Below are 19,933 nucleotides of genomic sequence, written 5' to 3'. Positions count from 1 at the left end.
AAGGTAAGCTCCGGACATCACCGTCGAGGGGGCGGCTGAAGGCGAGTTGAGGAGTGCGATGGCGAGGCGGCCCGAGGAACTGCTCCATCTGCTGACCCGGGCCGAGCGCCTGTCCGCACGCCGAGTGCAGTCCGTGCTGGACGAGTTCGACTGCTCGGTCGAGGCGTGGCGGGTCCTCGACCTGCTCTCCGACGGGCAGGGCCACAACATGACGGCCCTCGCCGAACACGCCTTCCTGCCGGCGCCGAGCCTGACCAAGCTGATCGACCAACTCGTCGACCAGAACCTGCTCTTCCGTCGCGTCGACCCCGCCGACCGGCGCCGCGTCCTGGCCCACCTCACCCCGCGCGGCAGGGAGCGATGGCAGCAGCTCGCCCGCGCGGTGCGTGCCCACTGGGCCGAATCGGAGCCGCTCACCGACGAGGACGGGAAGCGGCTGAAACTCCTGCTGGACCGGCTGGCCCGGGCCCTGGACAGCGGCGGGCCCGCCGACGGTCGGGGCAGGGTCAACGCAGGTCGTGCGGAGCGCGCAGCTGGGCGAGGACGTTGAAGTCGCAGCCGTCCGCCCGCGCGAGGTAGATGCGCTGGCGCACATGCCGCCCGTCCAGGCCCAGCAGGCCGCGCGGACCCTCGTAGGAGACGGTGTCGGCGGCCGCCCCGATCGCGGCCACGTCCAGGGCGCGGGCCCGCTCGACGAGCGCGGCGAGCAGCAGGACACCCTCGTAGCAGGACTCGCCGAGGCTGCCCGGAACGGGCGCCTCCAGACCGAAGCGGCCCGCGTACTGGCCGTGGAAGTCCAGGGTGTTCCGGTCGGCGAGCGAGGCGAAGAAGCCTGCCGTGCTGTAGAGGTCGAGGGTGGCCTCGGGGCCGCTGCCCATCAGCATGTTCTCGTCCATCAGCGTGCTCAGCCGCAGGCACCGCCGGTCGAGCCCAAAGGCGGCGAAGGCCCGGTTGAAGCGGACCGCGTCGCTGCCGACCAGGAGCATCAGGACCCCGTCGGCGTCGGCCCGCTCGATGCGTCGCAGGACGTCCTCGAAGTCCTCGGTGCCGAGCGGCAGATACGCCTCGCCACTGACCCGGCCCCGGCACTCGCGGGCGTAGCCCCGGGCCGCCCGTGCGGTGTGGCGGGGCCACACGTAGTCGTTGCCGACGACGAACCAGCGGCGTACACCGCGGGACTCGGCCAGCAGCCGCATCGCGGGCAGCAGTTGCCAGGACGGCGTCTCACTCGTCATGAAGACGCCCTCGGTGCGTTCCCCGCCCTCGTACAGGGCCGTGTACACGTACGGCACCCGGTGCGCGATGCGCGGGGCCACGGCCCGCCGGACGGAGGAGATGTGCCAGCCGGTGACACCCTGCACGGCGCCCGAGGCGACCAGTGCCTCCACCTCCTCGGCGACCCGCCATGGCTCCGCGCCGCCGTCGACCTCGATCAGCCGCAGCTCCCTGCCCAGCACTCCCCCGGCCTTGTTGACCTCCTCGGCGGCCAGCCGCGCGCACGCCCAGCAGGTGGGACCGAAGATCCCGGCGGGGCCCTGCATCGGGTAGACGAGGGCGACGTCGAGGGTCGAGTCGTCGGCCGTGAACCACTCGGGGGTGTGGAGGCGCGGCGGAGGCCGATTCATGGGCCTCATGATGGCGTCATCGTCATCGGCGCCCCAGTGGCGCCACGGATCGAGACCGATTCGTAGGCCGGGGCCGATCCGCGGACCTGGGCCGAGGGCGGGTCACGGGGTCGCCGGGTCGCGGGTGGGCGGTCGGCCCGTCGTCCACTTCTCCTCGATCCGCCCGAACCGCCACACCAGCAGCGCGACCGCCCAGGTGACGAGGAACAGGCCGACGACGACGTAGCCGATGATGTTGAGGTCGAGGCCGGCGACCCGGTCCCAGAACGTGCCGTGCAGATGCGCCTTCTCGGCGACGAGGCCGAGCAGTTCGACGGTGCCGATGACGAGGGCGACGGCCACCGAGAGGCCGGTGATCGTGAGATTGTAGTAGACCTTGCGGACCGGCTTGGAGAACGCCCAGCCGTAGGCGAAGTTCATGAACGAGCCGTCGATCGTGTCCAGGAGCGACATACCGGCCGCGAACAGGATCGGCAGGCACAGGATCGCGTACCAGGGCAGCCCGGAGGCCGCACCCGAACCCGCCAGGACCAAAAGCGCGACCTCGGTCGCCGTGTCGAACCCCAGGCCGAAGAGCAGGCCCAGCGGGAACATCTGCCACGGCTTGGTGATCGACTTCATCAGCCGTCCGAGGAGCCGGTTCATGAAGCCCCGGCTGTTCAGCCGCTCCTCCAGCGCGGCCTCGTCGAAGGAGCCCGAGCGCATCTCCCGGAACACCTTCCAGATGCCCACCATGACCACCAGGTTGATGAGCGCGATGACGTAGAGGAACGTCCCGGAGACGGTGGTACCGATCCAGCCGGCGAGGTCGTGCAGCTGGGAGTCGCCGTTCCGCACCGGTCCGGCGAGCGCCTTGACGCCGAGGGTGAGCAGGAAGGTGAGGGCGAAGACGATCGACGAGTGCCCGAGGGAGAACCAGAAGCCGACGGACAGCGGGCGCTGCCCCTCTCCCATCAGTTTGCGGGTGGTGTTGTCGATGGCCGCGATGTGGTCGGCGTCGACGGCGTGCCGCATCCCCAGGGTGTAGGCGGTGACGCCCATACCGATCCCGAAGGTCCTGCTGCCGACGCTGTAGTGCTCGGGGGCGACGATCACGACCAGCGTGAACCAGCCGACGAGATGCAGCGCCAGGATGAAGCCGGCCATACCGCCGAGGTTCGCCCACTCCCCGCACGTCATCGAGGCGCGGATCCGGCGCCATGAGAAACCGCCCTTCTCGGCGATGGCCGAGGGGGCGGTGTCGGTAACAGGGGCCATGGGACGGCGCCTCACTTGTCGTGCCGCGTGCGTGTCGTCGAACCCCTTCAGCCTTGTGCGGTGTGCTGGTAACTGCAAGGAGTTCGCAGTAAAGCCCGTGCCACGTTTGGGTCAGGTCAGGGTCTTTCGGTGGACGGCGCGGCCGCACGAGCCCCGGATCGGGCGGACTCGTCAGCGGACTCGTCAGGCGGTCCCGCCCCGGCGGGACCGGAACCACCACAGACCACCGCCGAGCGCGAGGAGGACGGCCGCACCGATGCCGAGCGGTACGGCGAGTGAGCCACCGTCGTCGCCCTCCGCGCTGTCCGCAGCGGGCTCCGCCGACGGCGCGGAGGTCTCGGCACTCGATTCGGGTGAGGGTGAGGGCGAGGCCGTCGTGGGTTCCTCCGACGGGGTGGGGCTCACGACTTCGGCGCCGGGGGCGGCGGCCTTCAGGTCCAGACGGGGTGCCGGGTGACCGTGACCGTGCCCGTCCCCTTCGGACTCCTCCAGTTCGATCCAGCGGTCCACCTTGCCGTCGCTGTACGACTGCAGGGTCTTGAAGACCAGCGACTCGGCGTCGGGCAACTGCCGTACGGTGACGACGTACTCGACGTCCTCCCCCACCGCGAGCTTCGAACCCGACACGGTGTAGCCCCGGCTGGTCGGGGCGAACTTCCAGCCGTCGGGGCCCTTCTCGTAGGCGATGTCGGAGGGGACCATGCCCTTGGGGAGGATCACTTCCAGTTTGGTGATGCCGGCGGAGGAGGACTCCGACTCCGCGGAGAAGGTCAGTTCGACGTTCTGGTCGAGGGCTCGGGCGCCCTCCGCCTCGACCTCCGCGTGGGCCGCGGCCGGCCCGGCGGTGGCGACGGCGACCGCGAGCGCGGCTGCGGTGAGAACGCCGAGACGGCGTGAACTGCGTACCAAGGTCGGGCGGTGCACTGCGGACTCCCTGTGCCGATGGCGTGAAGGGTGAATTCAAGCGCAGGGCGGGACCTATGGCCAAGGGCGACCAGGTGTGCGAGCGGTTCCGGCCACTTGCCGTCGTCGTGAGTTCATCCTGGTGTGGCGTGGGGCTCACGGGGCGTGCGCCGTGGTGTGAGCTGTTCCACGGCGCCCGCGCGCCCCTCGTCTCCGCTTGTCAGCGCCCTTATGTGGGCACTACTGTCACCACGCCTTGGTGAACGGGAAATCCGGTGTCATGCCGGTGCGGCCCTCGCCACTGTGATCGGGAAGTCCGGCTCCAGTCCTCACGGACAGCCACTGGGTCCTTGTGACCCGGGAAGGCGGAGCATGGGCGGTGTCACCCGTAAGCCAGGAGACCGGCCAAGGCGCGTCAACCATCCACGAGGTGCTGGAGAGGGTCTGCTGAGCCATGCACATAGCCGAGGGTTTCCTTCCTCCGGCGCACGCGATCGCCTGGAGCGTCGCGTCCGCGCCATTCGTCGTCCACGGAGTCCGGGCACTCACCCGTGAGGTCAAGGAGAATCCCGAGAGCACGCTGCTCCTCGGCGCCTCGGGGGCCTTCACCTTCGTCCTGTCCGCGCTGAAACTGCCGTCGGTCACCGGGAGTTGCTCCCACCCCACCGGCACCGGACTGGGCGCCATCCTGTTCCGCCCGCCGATCATGGCGGTCCTGGGCACCATCACCCTGCTCTTCCAGGCACTGCTGCTCGCGCACGGCGGCCTGACCACGCTCGGCGCCAACGTCTTCTCGATGGCGATCGTCGGGCCCTGGGCGGGGTACGGCATCTACCGGCTGCTGCGGCGCTTCGACGTGCCGCTGATGGTCACGGTGTTCTTCGGCGCGTTCGTCGCCGACCTCGTCACCTACTGCGTCACCAGCGTGCAGCTGGCGCTCGCGTTTCCCGACCCGAGCAGCGGCTTCCTGGGCGCGCTCGGCAAGTTCGGGTCCATCTTCGCCGTCACCCAGATCCCGCTGGCGGTCAGCGAGGGCCTCCTCACCGTGCTGGTGATGCGTCTGCTGGTGCAGTCGAGCAAGGGCGAACTGACCCGGCTCGGCGTGCTCCTGACCGGCAAGCGCGACCGCACCGAGACCGAGGCGGTGGCCCGATGAACCGGAACACGAAGATCAACGCCCTGCTGCTGCTCGTCGTGGCCGCGCTCGCCGTCCTGCCGCTGGCGCTCGGCCTCGGCGACCACAAGGAAGAGCCCTTCACCGGCGCCGACGGTGAAGCGGAGACGGCGATCACCGAGATCGAGCCGGACTACGAGCCGTGGTTCTCGCCCCTGTACGAGCCGCCCTCCGGCGAGATCGAGTCGGCGCTGTTCTCCCTCCAGGCCGCGCTGGGCGCGGGCGTCCTCGCCTACTACTTCGGCATCCACCGTGGCCGCCGCCAGGGCGAGGCGCGGGCCCGGGCAGAGCTGGACGGGGCCGGGGACGCCACCACGGCCGGGACCGCTGAGGCCCTTGCGGTGAGCGCGACGGTCGCGGCCGGTACGGCGGCTGTGACGGCCCCGGCAGCCGCGAAGACCCCGCCCGGCGACGAAGGCTCGTCCGCCCGCTCCGGGGAGTCCCCCACCGGGCGGGTCTGAGCCCTCGTGCTGCCGATCGACGCGGCGGCGCACAGCAGTCGCTGGCGCCGCCGCCATCCCGTGGACAAGGCCGTGCTCGGGCTCGGCCTCACCGTGCTCGCGATCTCCCTGCCGCCCTGGCCCGGCGCGGCCCTGGTCCTGCTGACCGCGCTGGTCGTGCTGCTGGGCCCGGCGGGCGTGCCCGGCCGTCGCCTGTGGCGTGCCTACCGGGTGCCGCTGGGCTTCTGCGTGACCGGCGCGCTGCCGCTGCTCGTCCAGGTCGGCGGGCCCGACGGGTTCCTCACCCTGGCCGACGGCGGCCCGGTCCGCGCCGGGGAACTGCTGCTGCGCACCTCGGCCGCCTCCCTCGGCGTCCTCCTGTTCGCCTTCACCACACCCATGTCGGACCTGCTGCCGCGCCTGGTGAAGGCCGGGGTGCCCGCCCCGGTCGTGGACGTGGCGCTGGTCACGTACCGCATGAGCTTTCTGCTCCTGGACTCCGTCCGCCGGATCCGGGAGGCGCAGGCCGCCCGGCTGGGGCACACCACGCGGGCGGCCACCTGGCGTTCGCTCGCCGGTCTCGGCGCCACCGCGTTCGTACGGGCCTTCGACCGCGCGGCACGGCTGCAGACCGGGCTCGCCGGGCGGGGATACGACGGCACCCTGCGCGTCCTGGTGCCCGAGGCCCGGATCTCCGCCCGCTTCACCGCGGCCAGTGTCGTGCTCCTCGGCTCTGTGGCCGCCCTCACCTTCGTCCTGGAAAGGCCGCTGCCATGAGCGAGCCCGTGCTGGTCGCCCTGCGGGGCGCGTCCTTCGCGTACGAGGACGGTCCGGCCGTGCTCAGCGCTCTCGACTTCGAGGTGCGCGAGGGGCGCGCGCTGGCCCTGCTGGGCCGCAACGGCAGCGGCAAGACCACGCTGATGCGGCTGCTCAGCGGCGGGCTGCGGCCCCGCACGGGCGAGCTGGCGGTGGAGGGGCGACCGGTGACGTACGACCGCAAGGGCCTGACCCGGCTGCGTACGACGGTCCAGCTGGTCGTCCAGGACCCGGACGACCAGCTCTTCGCGGCGTCCGTCGCGCAGGACGTGTCGTTCGGGCCGCTGAACCTCGGGCTGTCCGACGCGCAGGTGCGGGCCCGGGTGGACGAGGCGCTCGGCGCGCTCGGCATCAGTGCGCTCGCCGACCGGCCCACCCATCTGCTCTCCTACGGTCAGCGCAAGCGGACCGCCATCGCCGGCGCGGTCGCGATGCGGCCCCGGGTGCTGATCCTCGACGAGCCGACCGCCGGGCTCGACCCCGACGGACAGGAGCGGCTCCTCACGACCCTGGACGAGCTGCGCCGGTCCGGCACCACCGTCGTGATGGCCACCCATGACGTCGATCTCGCCCTCCGGTGGGCCGACGACGCGGCACTGCTCACCCCGTCCGGCGCGCGCACGGGCCCGGTGGCCACGATGCTCGCCCGCACGGACCTCCTCCAACAGGCCGGGCTACGGCTTCCCTGGGGCATCGCGGTCGTTCGACTGCTCTGCGAACAGGGGTTGTTGACCGAGGACGAGCCCGGCCCGCGCACCCCGGAGGAGCTGGCCGCCATGGCTCAGATCCGCAGGCCGTAGACGCGGACGGCGGTGCCCGCGAAGACCTCCCGGTGTTCTGCCGGGCCGAGTCCGGATGTCAACGACCTGGCCGTGTCGAGGACTTCGCGGTAGTCCGAGGCCAGCCGGCAGACGGGCCAGTCGGAGCCGAACATCAGCCGGTCGGGGCCGAAGGCGTCCAGGACGGTGTCGGCGTACGGGACGAGGTCCGCGACGGACCAGGCTTTCCAGTCCGCTTCCGTGACCAGGCCGGAGAGCTTGCAGACGGTGTTCGGGAGGGCGGCCAGTCGCCGTACCCGCCTCGCCCAGGGTTCCAGTTCGCCGGAGGTCACGGGGGGCTTCGCCACGTGGTCGAGGACGAAGGTGAGTTGGGGGAGGCGGGTCGCCGCCTCCACGGCGGCCGGGAGCTGGTGGGGCTTGACCAGGAGGTCGTAGACGAGTCCCGCGTCGGCGACGGCGGCCAGGCCCCGCAGGACGTCCGGGCGTACCAGCCAGCGGGGGTCGGGTTCGCCCTGCACCTGGTGGCGGAGGCCCACCAGGTGCTCGCCGCCGTGTCCTTCGCGCAGCTCGGCGAGGGCGGCGGCGACATCGGGCGACGTGAGGTCGGTCCAGCCGACCACCCCCGCGACCAGGTCACTGTCCGCGGCCAGGGCCAGGAACTCGGGGGTCTCCTCGGGCACGGTGATCGTCTGCACCAGCACCGTGGCCTTGACGCCGGCGGCGCGCGCCTCCGGTTCCAGGTCGCGGAGGGTGAAGTCGCGTCGCAGCGGGGCGAGTTCGGGGCCGGCGATCCAGTCCTGGTCGCGGACGGAGAGGTCCCAGACGTGGTGGTGGGCGTCGACGATCCCGGTGTCGGCGTCCGTACCGGTGGGCGTCACAGCTCCCACACCACGGGCAGGCCGGCGTCGGACCCTGACGCCGAGTAGTCGTGGACGACGTCGAGCAGGTCGGCCATGCGGGCCTGCCAGGCGATGTTGACCGGGAGTTTCTCCAGCTCGGCGATCATCGCCGCGTAGTCCTCGACCTCCAGCAGGTGGAAGAGGTCGGTGCCGCTGCGCCAGATCGTCCACTCGCTCACCCCGGCGGCGCGGATGGCGGTGGTCAGCTCTTCCGGGACCTCGTGGTGGGCCGCGTCGTACTCCTCGACGCGGTCGGCGCGGACCCTGGTGTGCAGGGCGATCCTCACGACGACTCCTTCTCCTCGAGGGGGGCGGGCTCGTCGAGAGGCACGGGGGCTTCGACGGGCACCGGGGCTTCCGGGGCGAGCAGGCCCTCCGCGCGCAGCTCGTCCCAGAGCGCGGCCGGCACCGGGTGGCGCGACTGCTCCACGGTGTCGCGGACCTCGTCGGGCGAGCGGGCGCCGGTGAGGACGCTCACGACGGCCGGGTGGCCGAGGGGGAAGCGGAGGGCGGCGGCGCGCAGGGGCACGCCGTGGCGTTCGGTGACCGCTTTCAGGCGCAGGGCCCGTTCGAGTACGGGTTCCGGGGCGGGCGCGTAGTCGTAGGTGGCGCCCGGCTTGGGGTCGGTGAGCAGGCCGGAGTTGAAGACGCCGCCGATGAGGACGCTCCGGCCGCGGGCGGCGGCCTCGGGGAGCAGTTCGGCGAGTGCGTCCTGTTCCAGGAGGGTGTAGCGGCCGGCGAGGAGGACGACGTCGATGTCTGTCTCGCGCAGGAAGCGGGCCGGGAGCGCGGACTGGTTCATGCCGACGCCGATGGCGCCGACGACGCCTTCGGCGCGCAGCCGTTCGAGCGCCGGGTAGGCCTCGCCGAGGGCCTGTTCGGCGTGGTCGTCGGGGTCGTGGAGGAGGACGACGTCCACCCGGTCGAGGCCGAGGCGGTCCAGGCTGGCTTCGAGGGAGCGCAGCACTCCGTCGGCGCTGAAGTCCCAGACACGGCGCAGGGTCGCCGGGACGGCGAAGCCGTTGGCCAGGTCGTCGGCCGCGCCACCGCCTTCGCCGCCCCCGTCGGCGGGCACCAGCAGACGTCCGACCTTGGTGGAGACGGTGTACGAGTCCCTGGGGCGGTCGCGCAGGGCGGCGCCCAGGCGGCGTTCGGACAGGCCGAGCCCGTAGTGGGGTGCTGTGTCGAAGGTGCGGATGCCTGCGTTCCAGGCGGCGTCGATCGCGGCGGCGGCCTCCTCGTCGGACACCGTGCGGAAGAGGTTGCCGATGCCGGCGGCTCCGTACGCCAGCTCGGTGACCTGGACGCCGGTGCGGCCGAGGGTCCTGGTCCTCATGTGCCCGCCGGGCGGAGGCGGAGGCCCTGCATTCCGCCGTCGACGGCGAGGGCGGTGCCGGTGACGGAGGCCGCGGCGGGGCCGGCCAGGTAGGCGATGGCGGCGGCGACCTCGTCGGCGGTGACCAGACGGCCCATGGGCTGGCGGGCGTTGAGTGCGGCGCGTTCGGCCTCGGGGTCGTCGGCTGAGTCGAGGAGCCGGCCGACCCAGGGGGTGTCGGCGGTGCCGGGGTTGACGCAGTTGACGCGGATGCCCTCGCGGACGTGGTCGGCGGCCATGGCCAGGGTCAGTGAGAGGACGGCGCCCTTGCTGGCGCAGTACAGGGCCCGCTGCGGCAGTCCCGCGGTGGCGCCGATCGAGCACGTGTTCACGATGGCCGCGTGGGACGAGTTCCGCAGATGCGGCAGGGCGGCCCGGCTGACGCGCACCATGCCGAGGACGTTGACGTCCAGGACCCGGTGCCACTGCTCGTCGGGGTTGTCCTCGACGGTGCCGATGGCGCCGATGCCCGCGTTGTTCACGAGGATGTCCAGACCGCCGAGCCGCTCGACGGCCTCGGTGACGGCGGCCCGTACGGAGGCGTCGTCGGTGATGTCGGCCTTGAGACCGAGCAGCGGGGCCGAGGCCCCGGAGGGGTCGACGTCGAGGACGGCCACCGCGGCGCCCCGTGCGGCGAGCAGCCGGGCGGTGGCCAGCCCGATGCCGGACGCGCCCCCGGTGACGATCGCCCTGAGCCCGCCCAGTTCGCCCCTCGGCTCGGTGGGTTCACCGGTCGTTTCGGTCGGTTCACCTGTCTGCCCGGTCATGCGACTTCCTCTCGTCCAGCGAGGTCGGCGGCCCAGAACGTGCCGTCCGGGTAACGGTATTCGGCGAGCGACTCGGGATGCATGGTGGCGGAGAAACCAGGCGTCAGCGGCGCGGTGTAGTGACCCCCACGCATCACCACGGGGGCGGTGAAGTGCTCATGGAGGTGATCGACGTACTCGATGACCCGGTCGTCGGTGGTACCGGACAGCGCCAGATAGTCGAACATCGACAGGTGCTGGACCAGTTCACACAGACCCACCCCGCCGGCGTGCGGACAGACCGGCACCCCGAACTTCGCCGCGAGCAGCAGGATCGCCAGGTTCTCGTTGACACCGCCGACCCGGGCCGCGTCGATCTGGAGAACATCGATCGCCTCGGCCTGGAGAAGCTGCTTGAAGACAATACGGTTCTGGACGTGTTCACCGGTGGCGACCTTCACACCGCCGACACCACGGCGCACGGCGGCATGGCCGAGGATGTCGTCGGGGCTCGTGGGCTCCTCGATCCAGTACGGGCCGAACTCCGCGAGCGCGTTCGTCCACCCGACCGCCTCGTCCACGTTCCAGCGCTGGTTGGCGTCGATGGCGATACGGATCGTGTCACCGACGGCGGCGCGGGCGGCACGCATCCGGCGCACATCGTCGGCCAGGTCCGCGCCGACCTTCAGCTTGATCTGGGTGAACCCGTCCGCGACGGCCTGCTTGGCCAGCCGGGTCAGCTTCTCGTCGGAATAGCCCAGCCACCCCGGAGAGGTGGTGTAGCCGGGATAACCGCGCTCCAGCAGCACCGCCTCACGCCCCGCCAGCCCACTGCGGCCCTCCCGCAACAGCCGCAGCGCCTCCGCGGGCGTGAGAGCGTCGGCGATGTAGCGGAAATCGACCTGGGAGACCAGCCACTCCGGCGACGCCTGCGCCAGCAGCCGCCACAGGGGCTGCCCGGCACGCTTGGCCGCCAGGTCCCACACCGCGTTGACCACCGCACCGACCGCCATGTGCATCACCCCCTTCTCCGGACCCAGCCAGCGCAGCTGACTGTCCCCGATCAGGTCACGGCTGACCGAGCCGGGATCGGCACACACCTCCTGCACCGAACGGCCCACCAGATGCGGCCGCAGCGCACCGATCGCGGCGACCTGCACCTCGTTGCCACGCCCGATGGTGAAGGTGAAACCATGCCCCTCCAGACCGTCACCGGCATCCGTGCGCAGCACGACATAGGCGGCGGAGTAGTCGGGGTCGGGATTCATCGCGTCCGACCCGTCCAGCTCCCGCGAGGTGGGAAACCGGATGTCATAGGTGTCGACCGCGGTGATCCGGGCGGAAGTTGTCGTCACGGGGGTGCTGCCTTTCACGCTTGGCCGAAAGTCTGGCGCTGGCTGCCGAGCCCGTCGATCTCCAGATCGACGGTGTCACCAGCACGAAGGAAGGGAGTACCGGCAAGGCCCAGAGCGACGCCGGCGGGCGTACCGGTATTGATCACGTCACCGGGCTGAAGGACCATGTACCGGCTCAGATACGCCACGATCTCGTGGACCGGGAAGATCATGTCCCGGGTGTGGCCGTCCTGGCGCCTGACACCGTTGACACTCAGCCGCAGCCCCAGACCCTGCGGATCACCGACCTCATCAGCGGTCACCAGCCACGGCCCCATCGGGTTGAACGTCTCACAGGACTTGCCCAGGTCCCACTGCGAGGAGTACTCCAACTGGAACTCACGCTCCGAGACGTCATGACTGACCACATAGCCCGCGATCACCCCGGCCGCCTCCTCAGGACCCTCCAGATAGCGGGCCCGCCGTCCGATCACCACCCCCAGCTCGACCTCCCAGTCGGTCTTCACCGAACCGCGCGGGATCAGCACCCCGTCATAAGGGCCCACCACCGTGCCCGGATCCTTCATGAACACCACCGGACGCGGCGGAATCGCCGCACCGGTCTCCGCCGCGTGATCCCGGTAGTTCAGACCGACACAGATCACCTTGCCCGGCCGCGCCACCGGAGCACCCACCCGCAGACCACCCGCGTCAAGAACAGGCAGCCCACCCGCCTCCACCGCCGCACGGACCCGCTCCACCCCATCCGAAGCCAGAAACGCACCATCGATGTCACCGGCCACCGACGACACATCCAGCAGCCGGCCGTCATCGGTACGAACCGCAGGCCGCTCCCCTCCCGGGACACCGACACGTAGCAGTTTCACTGAAGGCTCCCTTGCCATGGGGGTTCGCTCATTCATCGGAGGAATGGCGCACCGCGACTTTAAGGGCAGTCAGACGCCCTGACAACGTATTCCTCGGATGTATTTGATCGACGCCCGACATTCCGCAGCTCACAGATTCGACATCTGGGACATCGCCTCAGCCGAGACGTCGCCCACTCCTCATGATCGGGGCGGAACATTCATCGGGGCCACCTCTTGTCAACCCCGGCAATGCCGTCGTAACGTCCTCGACGTCCAAGATACATCGGAGGAATCGCACCGCTGCCACGCAGAGACAGAGGCCGTTCGAACTCCGCTGCTCGTTCATCGGTTGACCCTCCGTCCCTCCCCTCCGACGGTCCACTCATGCCTGTACCAGAGGGCGGCCTCCCCGTCCTGGCTAAGGAGAACCCGGCCATGAAGCTCGTTCGCACCCGCTCCACCGCCGCAGCGGCCTGCGCCCTCGCGGCCCTCACCCTCCTCACCGCGTGCAACCGCGAGAGCTCCTCCGGGTCGGCAGGTTCGGGCGGTGACAAGCCCGCCATCGGGATCGACCTGCCGCGCTCCGACTCCGACTTCTGGAACTCCTACGCCGAGTACCTGAAGAAGGACGTCAAGTCCGAGGACGTCAACGCGCTGCCGCTGAGCAACTCGCAGAACGACGTCACCAAGCTCGTCGCCAACGTGCAGGTGTTCCAGAACACGGGCGCCAAGGCCGTCGTCATGGCCCCCCAGGACACCGGGGCCATCGCCTCCACCCTCGACACCCTCGCGTCGAAGAAGATCCCCGTGGTCAGCGTCGACACCCGCCCCGACAAGGGCGACGTCTACATGGTCGTGCGCGCCGACAACCGGGCCTACGGCACCAAGGCCTGCGAGTTCCTCGGCGAGCAGCTCGGCGGAAAGGGCAAGGTCGCCGAGTTCCAGGGCGCCCTGGACTCCATCAACGGCCGCGACCGCTCCGAGGCCTTCGCCCAGTGCATGAAGACGAAGTTCCCCAAGATCAAGGTCTTCGAGCTGCCCACCGACTGGAAGGGCGACGTGGCCTCCGCCAAGCTGCAGAGCCTGCTCGCCCAGCACCCCGACCTCAACGGCATCTACATGCAGGCCGGCGGTGTCTTCCTGCAGCCGACCCTGGCCCTGCTGGAGCAGAAGGGCCTGCTCAAGCCGGCCGGCGAGAAGGGCCACATCTCGATCGTCTCCAACGACGGCATCCCGCAGGAGTTCGACGCCATCCGCAAGGGCCAGATCGACGCCACCATCTCCCAGCCCGCCGACCTGTACGCCAAGTACGCGCTGTACTACGCCCAGGCAGCCGCCGAGGGCAAGACCTTCAAGCCCGGCAGGACCGACCACGACTCCACGATCATCGAGATCCCCAACGGCCTGGAGGACCAGCTGCCCGCACCGCTGGTGACCAAGGACAACGTCGACGACAAGACCCTGTGGGGCAACAACGTCGGCTAGTGGCCGAAGGCCGAAGGGCCGACGACTGGGCGGAGGGACGCGGCTCGTCGCTCCGCCCGCACCCCCTCGTATCCACCCCACGAAGGACGGTATCCACCATGGCGGACACCGCGACCACCGCGGCGAACGGCGGCGGGAACCCCGCTGCCACGAGCCCCGCCCCGGTGGCCGAGGCCACCGGCATCAGCAAGAGGTTCGGCGCGACCGTCGCGCTGCGCGACGCCCGGATCACCGTCGCCGCCGGCGAGGCGCACGCCCTGGTCGGACGCAACGGCGCCGGCAAGTCGACGCTGGTGTCCATCCTGACCGGACTGCAGCACGCCGACACCGGCACCCTGCGTTTTTCCGGCGAGTCGGCGCCCGTCGTCGGGGACATCGACGCCTGGCGTTCCCGGGTCGCCTGCGTCTACCAGAAGTCCACGATCATCCAGGACCTGACCGTCGCCGAGAACCTCTTCCTGAACCGGCAGAGCGACGGTGCGCTGCGCCCCATCCGCTGGAAGCAACTGCGCGCGCGGGCCGAGGAGTTGCTCGCGGGATACGGCGTGGATGTGAAGGCCGACGCGCGGGCGCGGGATCTCACCGTCGAGCAGCGGCAGTTCGTGGAGATCGCGCGGGCGCTGTCGTTCGGCGCACGCTTCATCATCCTCGACGAGCCGACCGCGAAACTCGACGCCCGCGGCATCAACCGCCTCTTCGACAAGCTCCGCGACCTCCAGCGGCAGGGCGTCGCCTTCCTCTTCATCTCACACCACCTGCAAGAGGTGTACGACCTCTGCACCACCGTCACCGTCTACCGCGACGCCGCCCACATCCTCACCGCGCCCGTCGCCGAACTCGGCCACCAGGCGCTGGTGGAGGCCATGACCGGGGAGACATCCGGCACGGTGGCGGCAGCCGTCGAGAACCGCGCCCCGGTACGGGACGACGCCCCCGAACTCCTGACGGTCGAGGGTCTCACCCTGCCCGGCGCCTGCGAGAACCTCTCGCTCACGGTGCGCGCGGGCGAGGTGGTCGGCCTCGCCGGGGCGGCGGCCAGCGGCAATGTGCGGGTGGGTGAGGCGATCGCCGGGCTGCACCGCCCCGAGCAGGGCGCGATCTCCGTCGGCGGGCGCCGGGTACGCGGCGGCAGCGTGCCGTCGGCGCTCGCCGTCGGCGTCGGGCTGGTCCCGGAGGACCGGCATCTGCAGGGGCTGGTGAACAACCGCAGCGTGGCGGAGAACGCGACGCTCACCGTCACCGGCCAGCTCGGCCCGTACGGCACGGTGCTGCCCGCCCGCACCAGGGCGTTCGCCGGACGCATGATCCGGGACCTCGACATCAAGACCCCGGGCGGGGCCACCCCCGTGTCGGCCCTCTCGGGCGGCAACCAGCAGAAGGTCGTCGTCGCCCGCGCCCTGGCCACCGACCCGCACGTCCTGGTGGCCATCCGCCCCACCAACGGGGTGGACGTCAAGTCCAAGGAGTTCCTCCTGCGCCGCATCCGCCAGGTCGCGGACAGCGGGAAGTCCGCGCTGATCGTCTCCGACGAACTGGACGACCTGAAGGTCTGCGACCGGCTCGTGGTGATGTTCCACGGGCGCGTGGTCGCCGAGTTCGACCGCGGCTGGCAGGACGAGCACGTCGTCGCCGCCATGGAGGGCGTGGCGGGCCGGGCGGACCCGCCCGCCGAGGGCGTGGCCGGCCGGCCCGAAGCCTCCGACATCGCCTCCTCCGAGGCCTCCCCCGCCACCACCTCGGACACCACCGAAGAGCACGGAAGGTAGTCATGTCCGCCACCACTGATGTCACCGACCCCGCCACGAGCGTGGCACCGGAGACCGCCGGGGACACCCGCCGGGGGCTCGGCCTCGGGCGCTTCCGTGAGCTGTCCCTGGTCCCGGCGATCCTCGTCCTGGGCCTGATCGGGTTCATCGTCTCGCCCGCCTTCCTGACCGCCGACAACCTCATCGGCGTGGCCCAGCAGTCCACCGAGCTGAGCCTGCTCGTCCTGGCCACCGCACTGATCCTGATCTGCGGCCGGATGGACCTGTCCCTGGAATCCACCATCGGCGTGGCCCCCGTCATCGCCGTCTGGCTGGTCCTGCCCACCAGCGGCGCCCGCTTCACCGGCCTCGGACTCCTGCCCGAATGGACAGCCGTACCACTGTGCCTGCTGGTCGGCGTCGTGATCGGAGCCGTCAACGGCTTCCTCATCCTCAAACTCCGCCTCAACGGCTTCATCGTCACCCTCGGCATGCTCACCATGCTCCGCGGACTCCAGGTCGCCCTCTCCGAAGGCCAGTCCATCGTCGAACTGCCCTCCTCCTTCACCTACCTCGGCAAAACCTCATGGCTCGGCATCCCCGCCGCCATCTGGATCTGCGTGACCCTCTTCGCCCTCGGCGCCGGCGCCCTGTCCTGGCTGCGCCACGGCCGCGCCCTCTACGCCATCGGCGGCAACGCCGAAGCCGCCCGCACCGCCGGCATCCGCGTCGACCGCATCGTCTGGACCGTCCTCATCCTCGGCAGCGTCCTCGCCGCGTTCGCCGGCATCCTCTACAGCGGCCACTACGGCTCCATCTCCGCCACCCAGGGCAGCGGCTGGATCTTCCAGGTCTTCGCCGCGACCGTCATCGGCGGAGTCAGCCTCAACGGCGGCAAAGGCTCCGTCTTCGGCGCCCTCACCGGCGTCCTGACACTCCAACTCGTCGTCAACGTCATGACACTGGCAGGCGTACCCCCACTGTGGAACCAGTTCCTCAACGGCGCCATCATCATCGTCGCGCTGATCATCTCCCGCTTCGCCTCCGGCGAGAAGCAGGAGTAGTTCCGGTGTCCCCGGTACAGGGAGGCCTCTCATGGCGCTGACGGACGAGGCCATGGACAAGATCAAGGCGATGATCGTCGCCGGCGAACTCGCGCCCGGCTCACGACTGCCCAAGGAGGAGGTCCTCGCCGCCCAGCTCGGTCTGTCCCGCAGTTCGCTGCGGGAGGCGGTACGCGCCCTGACCGCGATGCGGATCCTGGTGACCCGGCAGGGCGACGGCACCTATGTCTCCAGCCTCGAACCGCACCTCCTGCTGGAGTCGCTCTCCTTCGCCTCGGACGTGTCCCAGGGGCGGACGGCCCTGCAACTGCTCCAGGTACGGCGGCTGCTGGAACCCCAGGCGACCGGGGCGGCCGCCACGCTGCTCACCGCCGACGGCCTCCGGGAACTCGGTGCGATCCTGGAGCGGTCACGGTCCGCCGCCACGGTCGAGGAGTTCGTCGGCCACGACATCGCCTTCCACCTGCGGATCGTGGAGGCGGTCGGCAACCCGGTGCTGTCCATGCTGCTCCGGGTGCTCTCCACCCGTACCCAGCGAGCCCGGATCGTCCGGGGCACCCGCACCGATCGGGCCGTGGAACACGCCCACCGGGAGCACGAGGAGATCCTGCGCGCCCTGCGGGCCCGTGACTCCGCGTTGGCGGTCTCCGCGGCGACGGTCCATGTCGCGGCCGTGGAGCAGTGGATGGCGGCCGGACTCGACGAGGACCCCCTGTGCGCGATCGAGGACTGACCGCAGGGCGGCGCAGCTCCGTCACGGCCGCCGACCTCCTCAGGCGGCCGTGACGGGCCCTCACATGCCGGTGGCGTCCACCAGTTCGCCGAGGTCGACGAACTTGAAGCCGGTCGCCGTGCGGGTGCCGCCCTCCCCGTCCGGGGTCCCGGGGGTCTCGTGGCCGTCCTGGACGACGAGGAGGCCGCGTGGATAGCGGCTGCCCAGCGGGGCGTTGAGGACGGCGGCGCCGTCGCACTCCTGGACACCGTCGAGGGTGTCCGACGCGGCCCCGATCCGGAAGCCGCCCTCGTACTCGTTGCCCTCGCTCACCTCGCGGTCGTACAGGGCGAAGGTGTTGTCCCCCTGGCTGGAGGCGAGCAAGTAGCCTTCCCCGTCGCGCTCCTGATAGATCGTCAGACCTTCTACGTCGGCCGACAGCCGCTTCCCTCCGTAGCCGGGGTCGGCACCCGGCGCGCACTCCTCGCTCTCCTCGTCGTACGTGCCGGGTACGCCGTACTCCTTGGTCCTGTCGACCAGGACAGGCTTGCCGGTGAGGTCGGCGCGCAGGCGCCAGATGCCGATGTCCTCCTGCCCGGCGTAGAGGGTGCCGGTGGCGGGGTCGACGACCATGCCCTCGACCTGCGGGAGTTCACCGGGCTCGCCGCAGGGGCTCCACCTCGTGCCGTCGGGCAGACGGAAGGAGGAGGGCAGGTCGAGGGTGCGGATCTTGCGATAGCCGACCTTGCCGTGCGCCGCCGGGACGAGTTCGAGCAGGGCGAGGCGGGTGCGCTCGCGTTGGCTGACCAGGGCGTACGTGCGGCCGGTGGCCCTGTCCGACCAGGTGGCGAGGCCGTACGCGGTGTGCTGGTCGTTGATCTCGGCCTGGTCGGCGGAGAACACGGGGGCGGCGGCCGGGTCGGTGATGTCGGTCAGCGGGCCGTTCGGGCGGGAGGGGTCGAGGCGGTGGATGCGCAGCCGGTCGTTGCCCCGGTCGCTGACCACGGCCACGTCGGCTGGGCCCGCGGAGGTGCGCAGGCCGGTGACGAGGTCGACGTTGTTGTACCGGCCGGGGGCGTCGTCCGCCGTCGGTGGGTTCGGCGCGGGCACCGACTGCACCAGGCGGGCGTCCAGGTCGTAGACGCGCAGGCCGCCCTCCTTCACGGTGGCGACGACGAGGCTGCGGTCCGGGTCGGCGGGGTTCCGCCAGATCGCCGGGTCGTCGGCGTCGGAGTTGCCGCCGGCCTCGTCGTCGTACAACGCGGCCGATTCGCTCGTCGCGGTCACCGTAGGGAGGGCGGACGTACCCGCTCCTGCGGGGGCTGCCGCGAGGCAGGTGGTCAGGGCGGTGCCGGAGACGAGGAGGGCGAGTCCTCGAGCGGTGCTTGGCGTTCTCACAGGCGTTCGCTTCCTTACCGTCATGTATGCCGTCGAGTGTCGGGGACATGCAGATGGTGCGGAGAGAAGCTTGCGTACAGGCGGACATGACCTGTCCATGCCGTCCTGGTGAAACGGCTGCGGTTCGGCCGAAGTTCGCCCGGTCATCACCTGATGTGGCGTGCCGGGCGCGTGCAGAGGTGGAGCAGATGCTCCAGCGGTCCACGCCGGAACCACCGGGTCCAGGCGGTGGCCGTCAGCAGCGCGACCGAACCGTAGAGGAGGAGGTCGACGAGCGCCGGTCCGGTCTCGTCCTCCATGCCGAACTCCCTGACGGCGAGGATGTGCAGTACGTACGCGGTCAGGGCCGTCAGGCCGACGGCGCGGACGGGGGTGGCGAGGCGGCCGAATCGCGGGAGCCGGTCCGTGGCCGTCACGCACAGGACCACGACCAGCAGCGCGACACCGGTGTTGCCGAGGATGGAGAAGGTCGTCTGGCTGTGCGGCGCGGCCACCAGGAGCCAGGCCGCCGGGGTGTCGTCGATGAGGTGGCCGACGGTGTCGGACCACCAGGCCGAGGCGGCCGAATCGCCGTCGGTGGTGGCGGCGACGGTGGCCTGCGTATGCGGGACGAGGCGGAGGGCCAGCCAGGAGCCGCCGTAGCCGAGCAGGCTCGACGCCCCGCCGATGAGGGCCAGTTGGGTGCGGACCGTGCTCCGCGTGAGGTCGAGGCGGGCCACCGCCATGCCGGCGAGCATGAACGGCGCCCAGGTGAGCACGGGGTATTCGCCGGTGAACAGCAGTTCCACGAAGCCGTCCGTGTCGCCGATCCGGGCCAGCGGATCCCGGGCGACGACGGTGTCCGCCCAGCTTCCCTCCTCGATCGACAGGCGTATCACGTACAGGACTTGGGGCATCACGAGCGCGCTCACGGCGGCGAGGAACGCGAGCGTCCGGGCGCGCAGCCGGTACAGCGGGAGGACGGCGAGGAAGGTCAGCCCGTAGAAGGCCAGGATCACGTCGACGTCGCTGTCGAGGGCGGTCAGGGCGAACCCCAGGGCGATCAGGACGACGGAACGGATGACCATCCGGGCCACCGCCTGCCGTCCGGCGCGCCCGGTGCGCGGGTGCGGGCGGCCGGTGATGAGGACGAGGGTGAAGCCGGCGAGCAGGGCGAACAGCGCGGAGGAACGGCCTCGCGCCAGCTCCATGACGAAGCCCAGCGGCCCGCCGGCCGCGGGGTCCGGGCCGACATGGGCGGCGTACATGCCGAGGACCGCGAGCCCACGGGCCAGATCGATGCCCACCAGCCGCCCGGCCGAGGGCCCACGGG

Annotated in this window: 20 protein-coding genes and 1 riboswitch; of the genes, 9 read left to right on the top strand and 11 right to left on the bottom strand. The window is 71.0% G+C overall.

The genetic code is table 11. The annotated features are described in order from the left end of the window. The first annotated feature begins 58 nt into the window (after window positions 1-58). Window positions 59-550 (top strand): MarR family winged helix-turn-helix transcriptional regulator, encoded by a 492-nt coding sequence (locus AWZ10_RS27975; RefSeq protein WP_060892348.1) that lies wholly within the window; start codon window positions 59-61, stop codon window positions 548-550. On the opposite strand, the gene AWZ10_RS27970 is transcribed toward AWZ10_RS27975, so the two are convergent. The 3 genes from AWZ10_RS27970 to AWZ10_RS27960 all read right to left on the bottom strand — a co-directional run bounded on the left by AWZ10_RS27970 (window position 507) and on the right by AWZ10_RS27960 (window position 3,806). Then, window positions 507-1,625, bottom strand: coding sequence for a substrate-binding domain-containing protein (locus AWZ10_RS27970; protein ID WP_060892347.1), 1,119 nt, complete (start codon window positions 1,623-1,625; stop codon window positions 507-509). The two genes, AWZ10_RS27975 and AWZ10_RS27970, sit on opposite strands and share 44 nt — an antisense overlap. Window positions 1,626-1,727: 102 nt before the next feature. After that, window positions 1,728-2,804 carry a Nickel transporter NicT gene (gene nicT / locus AWZ10_RS27965; protein ID WP_060892352.1) on the bottom strand — a complete coding sequence of 359 codons (1,077 nt, stop codon included), beginning with the start codon at window positions 2,802-2,804 and terminating at the stop codon, window positions 1,728-1,730. A gap of 261 nt (window positions 2,805-3,065) precedes the next feature. Continuing rightward, on the bottom strand, window positions 3,066-3,806 hold the full coding sequence (locus AWZ10_RS27960; protein ID WP_046702941.1) for a DUF1775 domain-containing protein: 741 nt from the start codon (window positions 3,804-3,806) through the stop codon (window positions 3,066-3,068). A gap of 219 nt (window positions 3,807-4,025) precedes the next feature. Then, a riboswitch (cobalamin riboswitch) is annotated at window positions 4,026-4,209 on the top strand. A 30-nt stretch (window positions 4,210-4,239) separates the two neighbouring features. On the opposite strand from AWZ10_RS27960, the gene AWZ10_RS27955 reads away from it, so the two are divergent. From AWZ10_RS27955 to AWZ10_RS27940, 4 genes are read left to right on the top strand one after another with little or no spacing between them, the layout of a single operon-like run. Continuing rightward, window positions 4,240-4,941 carry an energy-coupling factor ABC transporter permease gene (locus tag AWZ10_RS27955; protein ID WP_060892346.1) on the top strand — a complete coding sequence of 234 codons (702 nt, stop codon included), beginning with the start codon at window positions 4,240-4,242 and terminating at the stop codon, window positions 4,939-4,941. Then, window positions 4,938-5,420 carry an energy-coupling factor ABC transporter substrate-binding protein gene (locus AWZ10_RS27950; RefSeq protein WP_060892345.1) on the top strand — a complete coding sequence of 161 codons (483 nt, stop codon included), beginning with the start codon at window positions 4,938-4,940 and terminating at the stop codon, window positions 5,418-5,420. Before AWZ10_RS27955 ends, AWZ10_RS27950 begins: the two co-directional genes overlap by 4 nt. Before the next feature lie 6 nt (window positions 5,421-5,426). After that, window positions 5,427-6,176 (top strand): cobalt ECF transporter T component CbiQ, encoded by a 750-nt coding sequence (gene cbiQ / locus AWZ10_RS27945; RefSeq protein WP_046702938.1) that lies wholly within the window; start codon window positions 5,427-5,429, stop codon window positions 6,174-6,176. Then, a complete protein-coding gene (locus tag AWZ10_RS27940; protein WP_046702937.1) occupies window positions 6,173-7,015 on the top strand; it encodes an energy-coupling factor ABC transporter ATP-binding protein in 843 nt (280 codons plus the stop codon). Before cbiQ ends, AWZ10_RS27940 begins: the two co-directional genes overlap by 4 nt. On the opposite strand, the gene AWZ10_RS27935 is transcribed toward AWZ10_RS27940, so the two are convergent. Genes AWZ10_RS27935 through AWZ10_RS27910 form a run of 6 tightly spaced genes read right to left on the bottom strand, consistent with a single transcriptional unit; the run spans window position 6,997 to window position 12,235 of the window. Next, complete coding sequence (locus AWZ10_RS27935; protein WP_060892344.1) at window positions 6,997-7,872, bottom strand: amidohydrolase family protein; 876 nt, start codon at window positions 7,870-7,872, stop codon at window positions 6,997-6,999. The two genes, AWZ10_RS27940 and AWZ10_RS27935, sit on opposite strands and share 19 nt — an antisense overlap. After that, entirely contained in the window at window positions 7,869-8,180 is a 312-nt protein-coding gene (locus tag AWZ10_RS27930; RefSeq protein ID WP_060892343.1) for an L-rhamnose mutarotase, read from the bottom strand. The genes AWZ10_RS27935 and AWZ10_RS27930 overlap by 4 nt, the downstream gene beginning before the upstream one ends. Continuing rightward, the gene (locus tag AWZ10_RS27925; protein ID WP_060892342.1) at window positions 8,177-9,229 is read right to left on the bottom strand and encodes an aldo/keto reductase; all 1,053 of its coding nucleotides are present in this window, start codon (window positions 9,227-9,229) and stop codon (window positions 8,177-8,179) included. The genes AWZ10_RS27930 and AWZ10_RS27925 overlap by 4 nt, the downstream gene beginning before the upstream one ends. Continuing rightward, entirely contained in the window at window positions 9,226-10,035 is an 810-nt protein-coding gene (locus AWZ10_RS27920) for an SDR family NAD(P)-dependent oxidoreductase (RefSeq protein ID WP_244172572.1), read from the bottom strand. The genes AWZ10_RS27925 and AWZ10_RS27920 overlap by 4 nt, the downstream gene beginning before the upstream one ends. Beyond that, window positions 10,032-11,369 carry an enolase C-terminal domain-like protein gene (locus AWZ10_RS27915; protein WP_046702934.1) on the bottom strand — a complete coding sequence of 446 codons (1,338 nt, stop codon included), beginning with the start codon at window positions 11,367-11,369 and terminating at the stop codon, window positions 10,032-10,034. The genes AWZ10_RS27920 and AWZ10_RS27915 overlap by 4 nt, the downstream gene beginning before the upstream one ends. Window positions 11,370-11,383: 14 nt before the next feature. After that, on the bottom strand, window positions 11,384-12,235 hold the full coding sequence (locus AWZ10_RS27910) for a fumarylacetoacetate hydrolase family protein (protein ID WP_060892341.1): 852 nt from the start codon (window positions 12,233-12,235) through the stop codon (window positions 11,384-11,386). 417 nt (window positions 12,236-12,652) lie between these two features. Here AWZ10_RS27910 and AWZ10_RS27905 point away from each other — a divergent pair, with 417 nt between their 5' ends. The 4 genes from AWZ10_RS27905 to AWZ10_RS27890 all read left to right on the top strand — a co-directional run bounded on the left by AWZ10_RS27905 (window position 12,653) and on the right by AWZ10_RS27890 (window position 17,244). Next, entirely contained in the window at window positions 12,653-13,702 is a 1,050-nt protein-coding gene (locus AWZ10_RS27905) for a sugar ABC transporter substrate-binding protein (RefSeq protein ID WP_046702932.1), read from the top strand. Window positions 13,703-13,800: 98 nt separating this feature from the next. Beyond that, complete coding sequence (locus tag AWZ10_RS27900) at window positions 13,801-15,468, top strand: sugar ABC transporter ATP-binding protein (protein WP_060892340.1); 1,668 nt, start codon at window positions 13,801-13,803, stop codon at window positions 15,466-15,468. A gap of 2 nt (window positions 15,469-15,470) precedes the next feature. Then, entirely contained in the window at window positions 15,471-16,511 is a 1,041-nt protein-coding gene (locus tag AWZ10_RS27895; RefSeq protein WP_046702930.1) for an ABC transporter permease, read from the top strand. A 31-nt stretch (window positions 16,512-16,542) separates the two neighbouring features. Beyond that, window positions 16,543-17,244, top strand: coding sequence for a FadR/GntR family transcriptional regulator (locus tag AWZ10_RS27890; RefSeq protein ID WP_046702929.1), 702 nt, complete (start codon window positions 16,543-16,545; stop codon window positions 17,242-17,244). Between the two features lie 60 nt (window positions 17,245-17,304). On the opposite strand, the gene AWZ10_RS27885 is transcribed toward AWZ10_RS27890, so the two are convergent. Next, window positions 17,305-18,621: a phytase gene (locus tag AWZ10_RS27885; protein WP_078935139.1), complete on the bottom strand. Its 1,317-nt coding sequence runs from the start codon at window positions 18,619-18,621 to the stop codon at window positions 17,305-17,307. A gap of 146 nt (window positions 18,622-18,767) precedes the next feature. Beyond that, window positions 18,768-19,933: DUF418 domain-containing protein (locus AWZ10_RS27880; RefSeq protein ID WP_060892350.1), on the bottom strand; the 1,166-nt coding region annotated here is incomplete at its 5' end.

The organism is Streptomyces europaeiscabiei, assembly GCF_001550375.1.
Taxonomy (GTDB): Bacteria; Actinomycetota; Actinomycetes; order Streptomycetales; family Streptomycetaceae; genus Streptomyces; species Streptomyces europaeiscabiei.
This window is presented reverse-complemented; position numbering and strand designations above follow the sequence as displayed.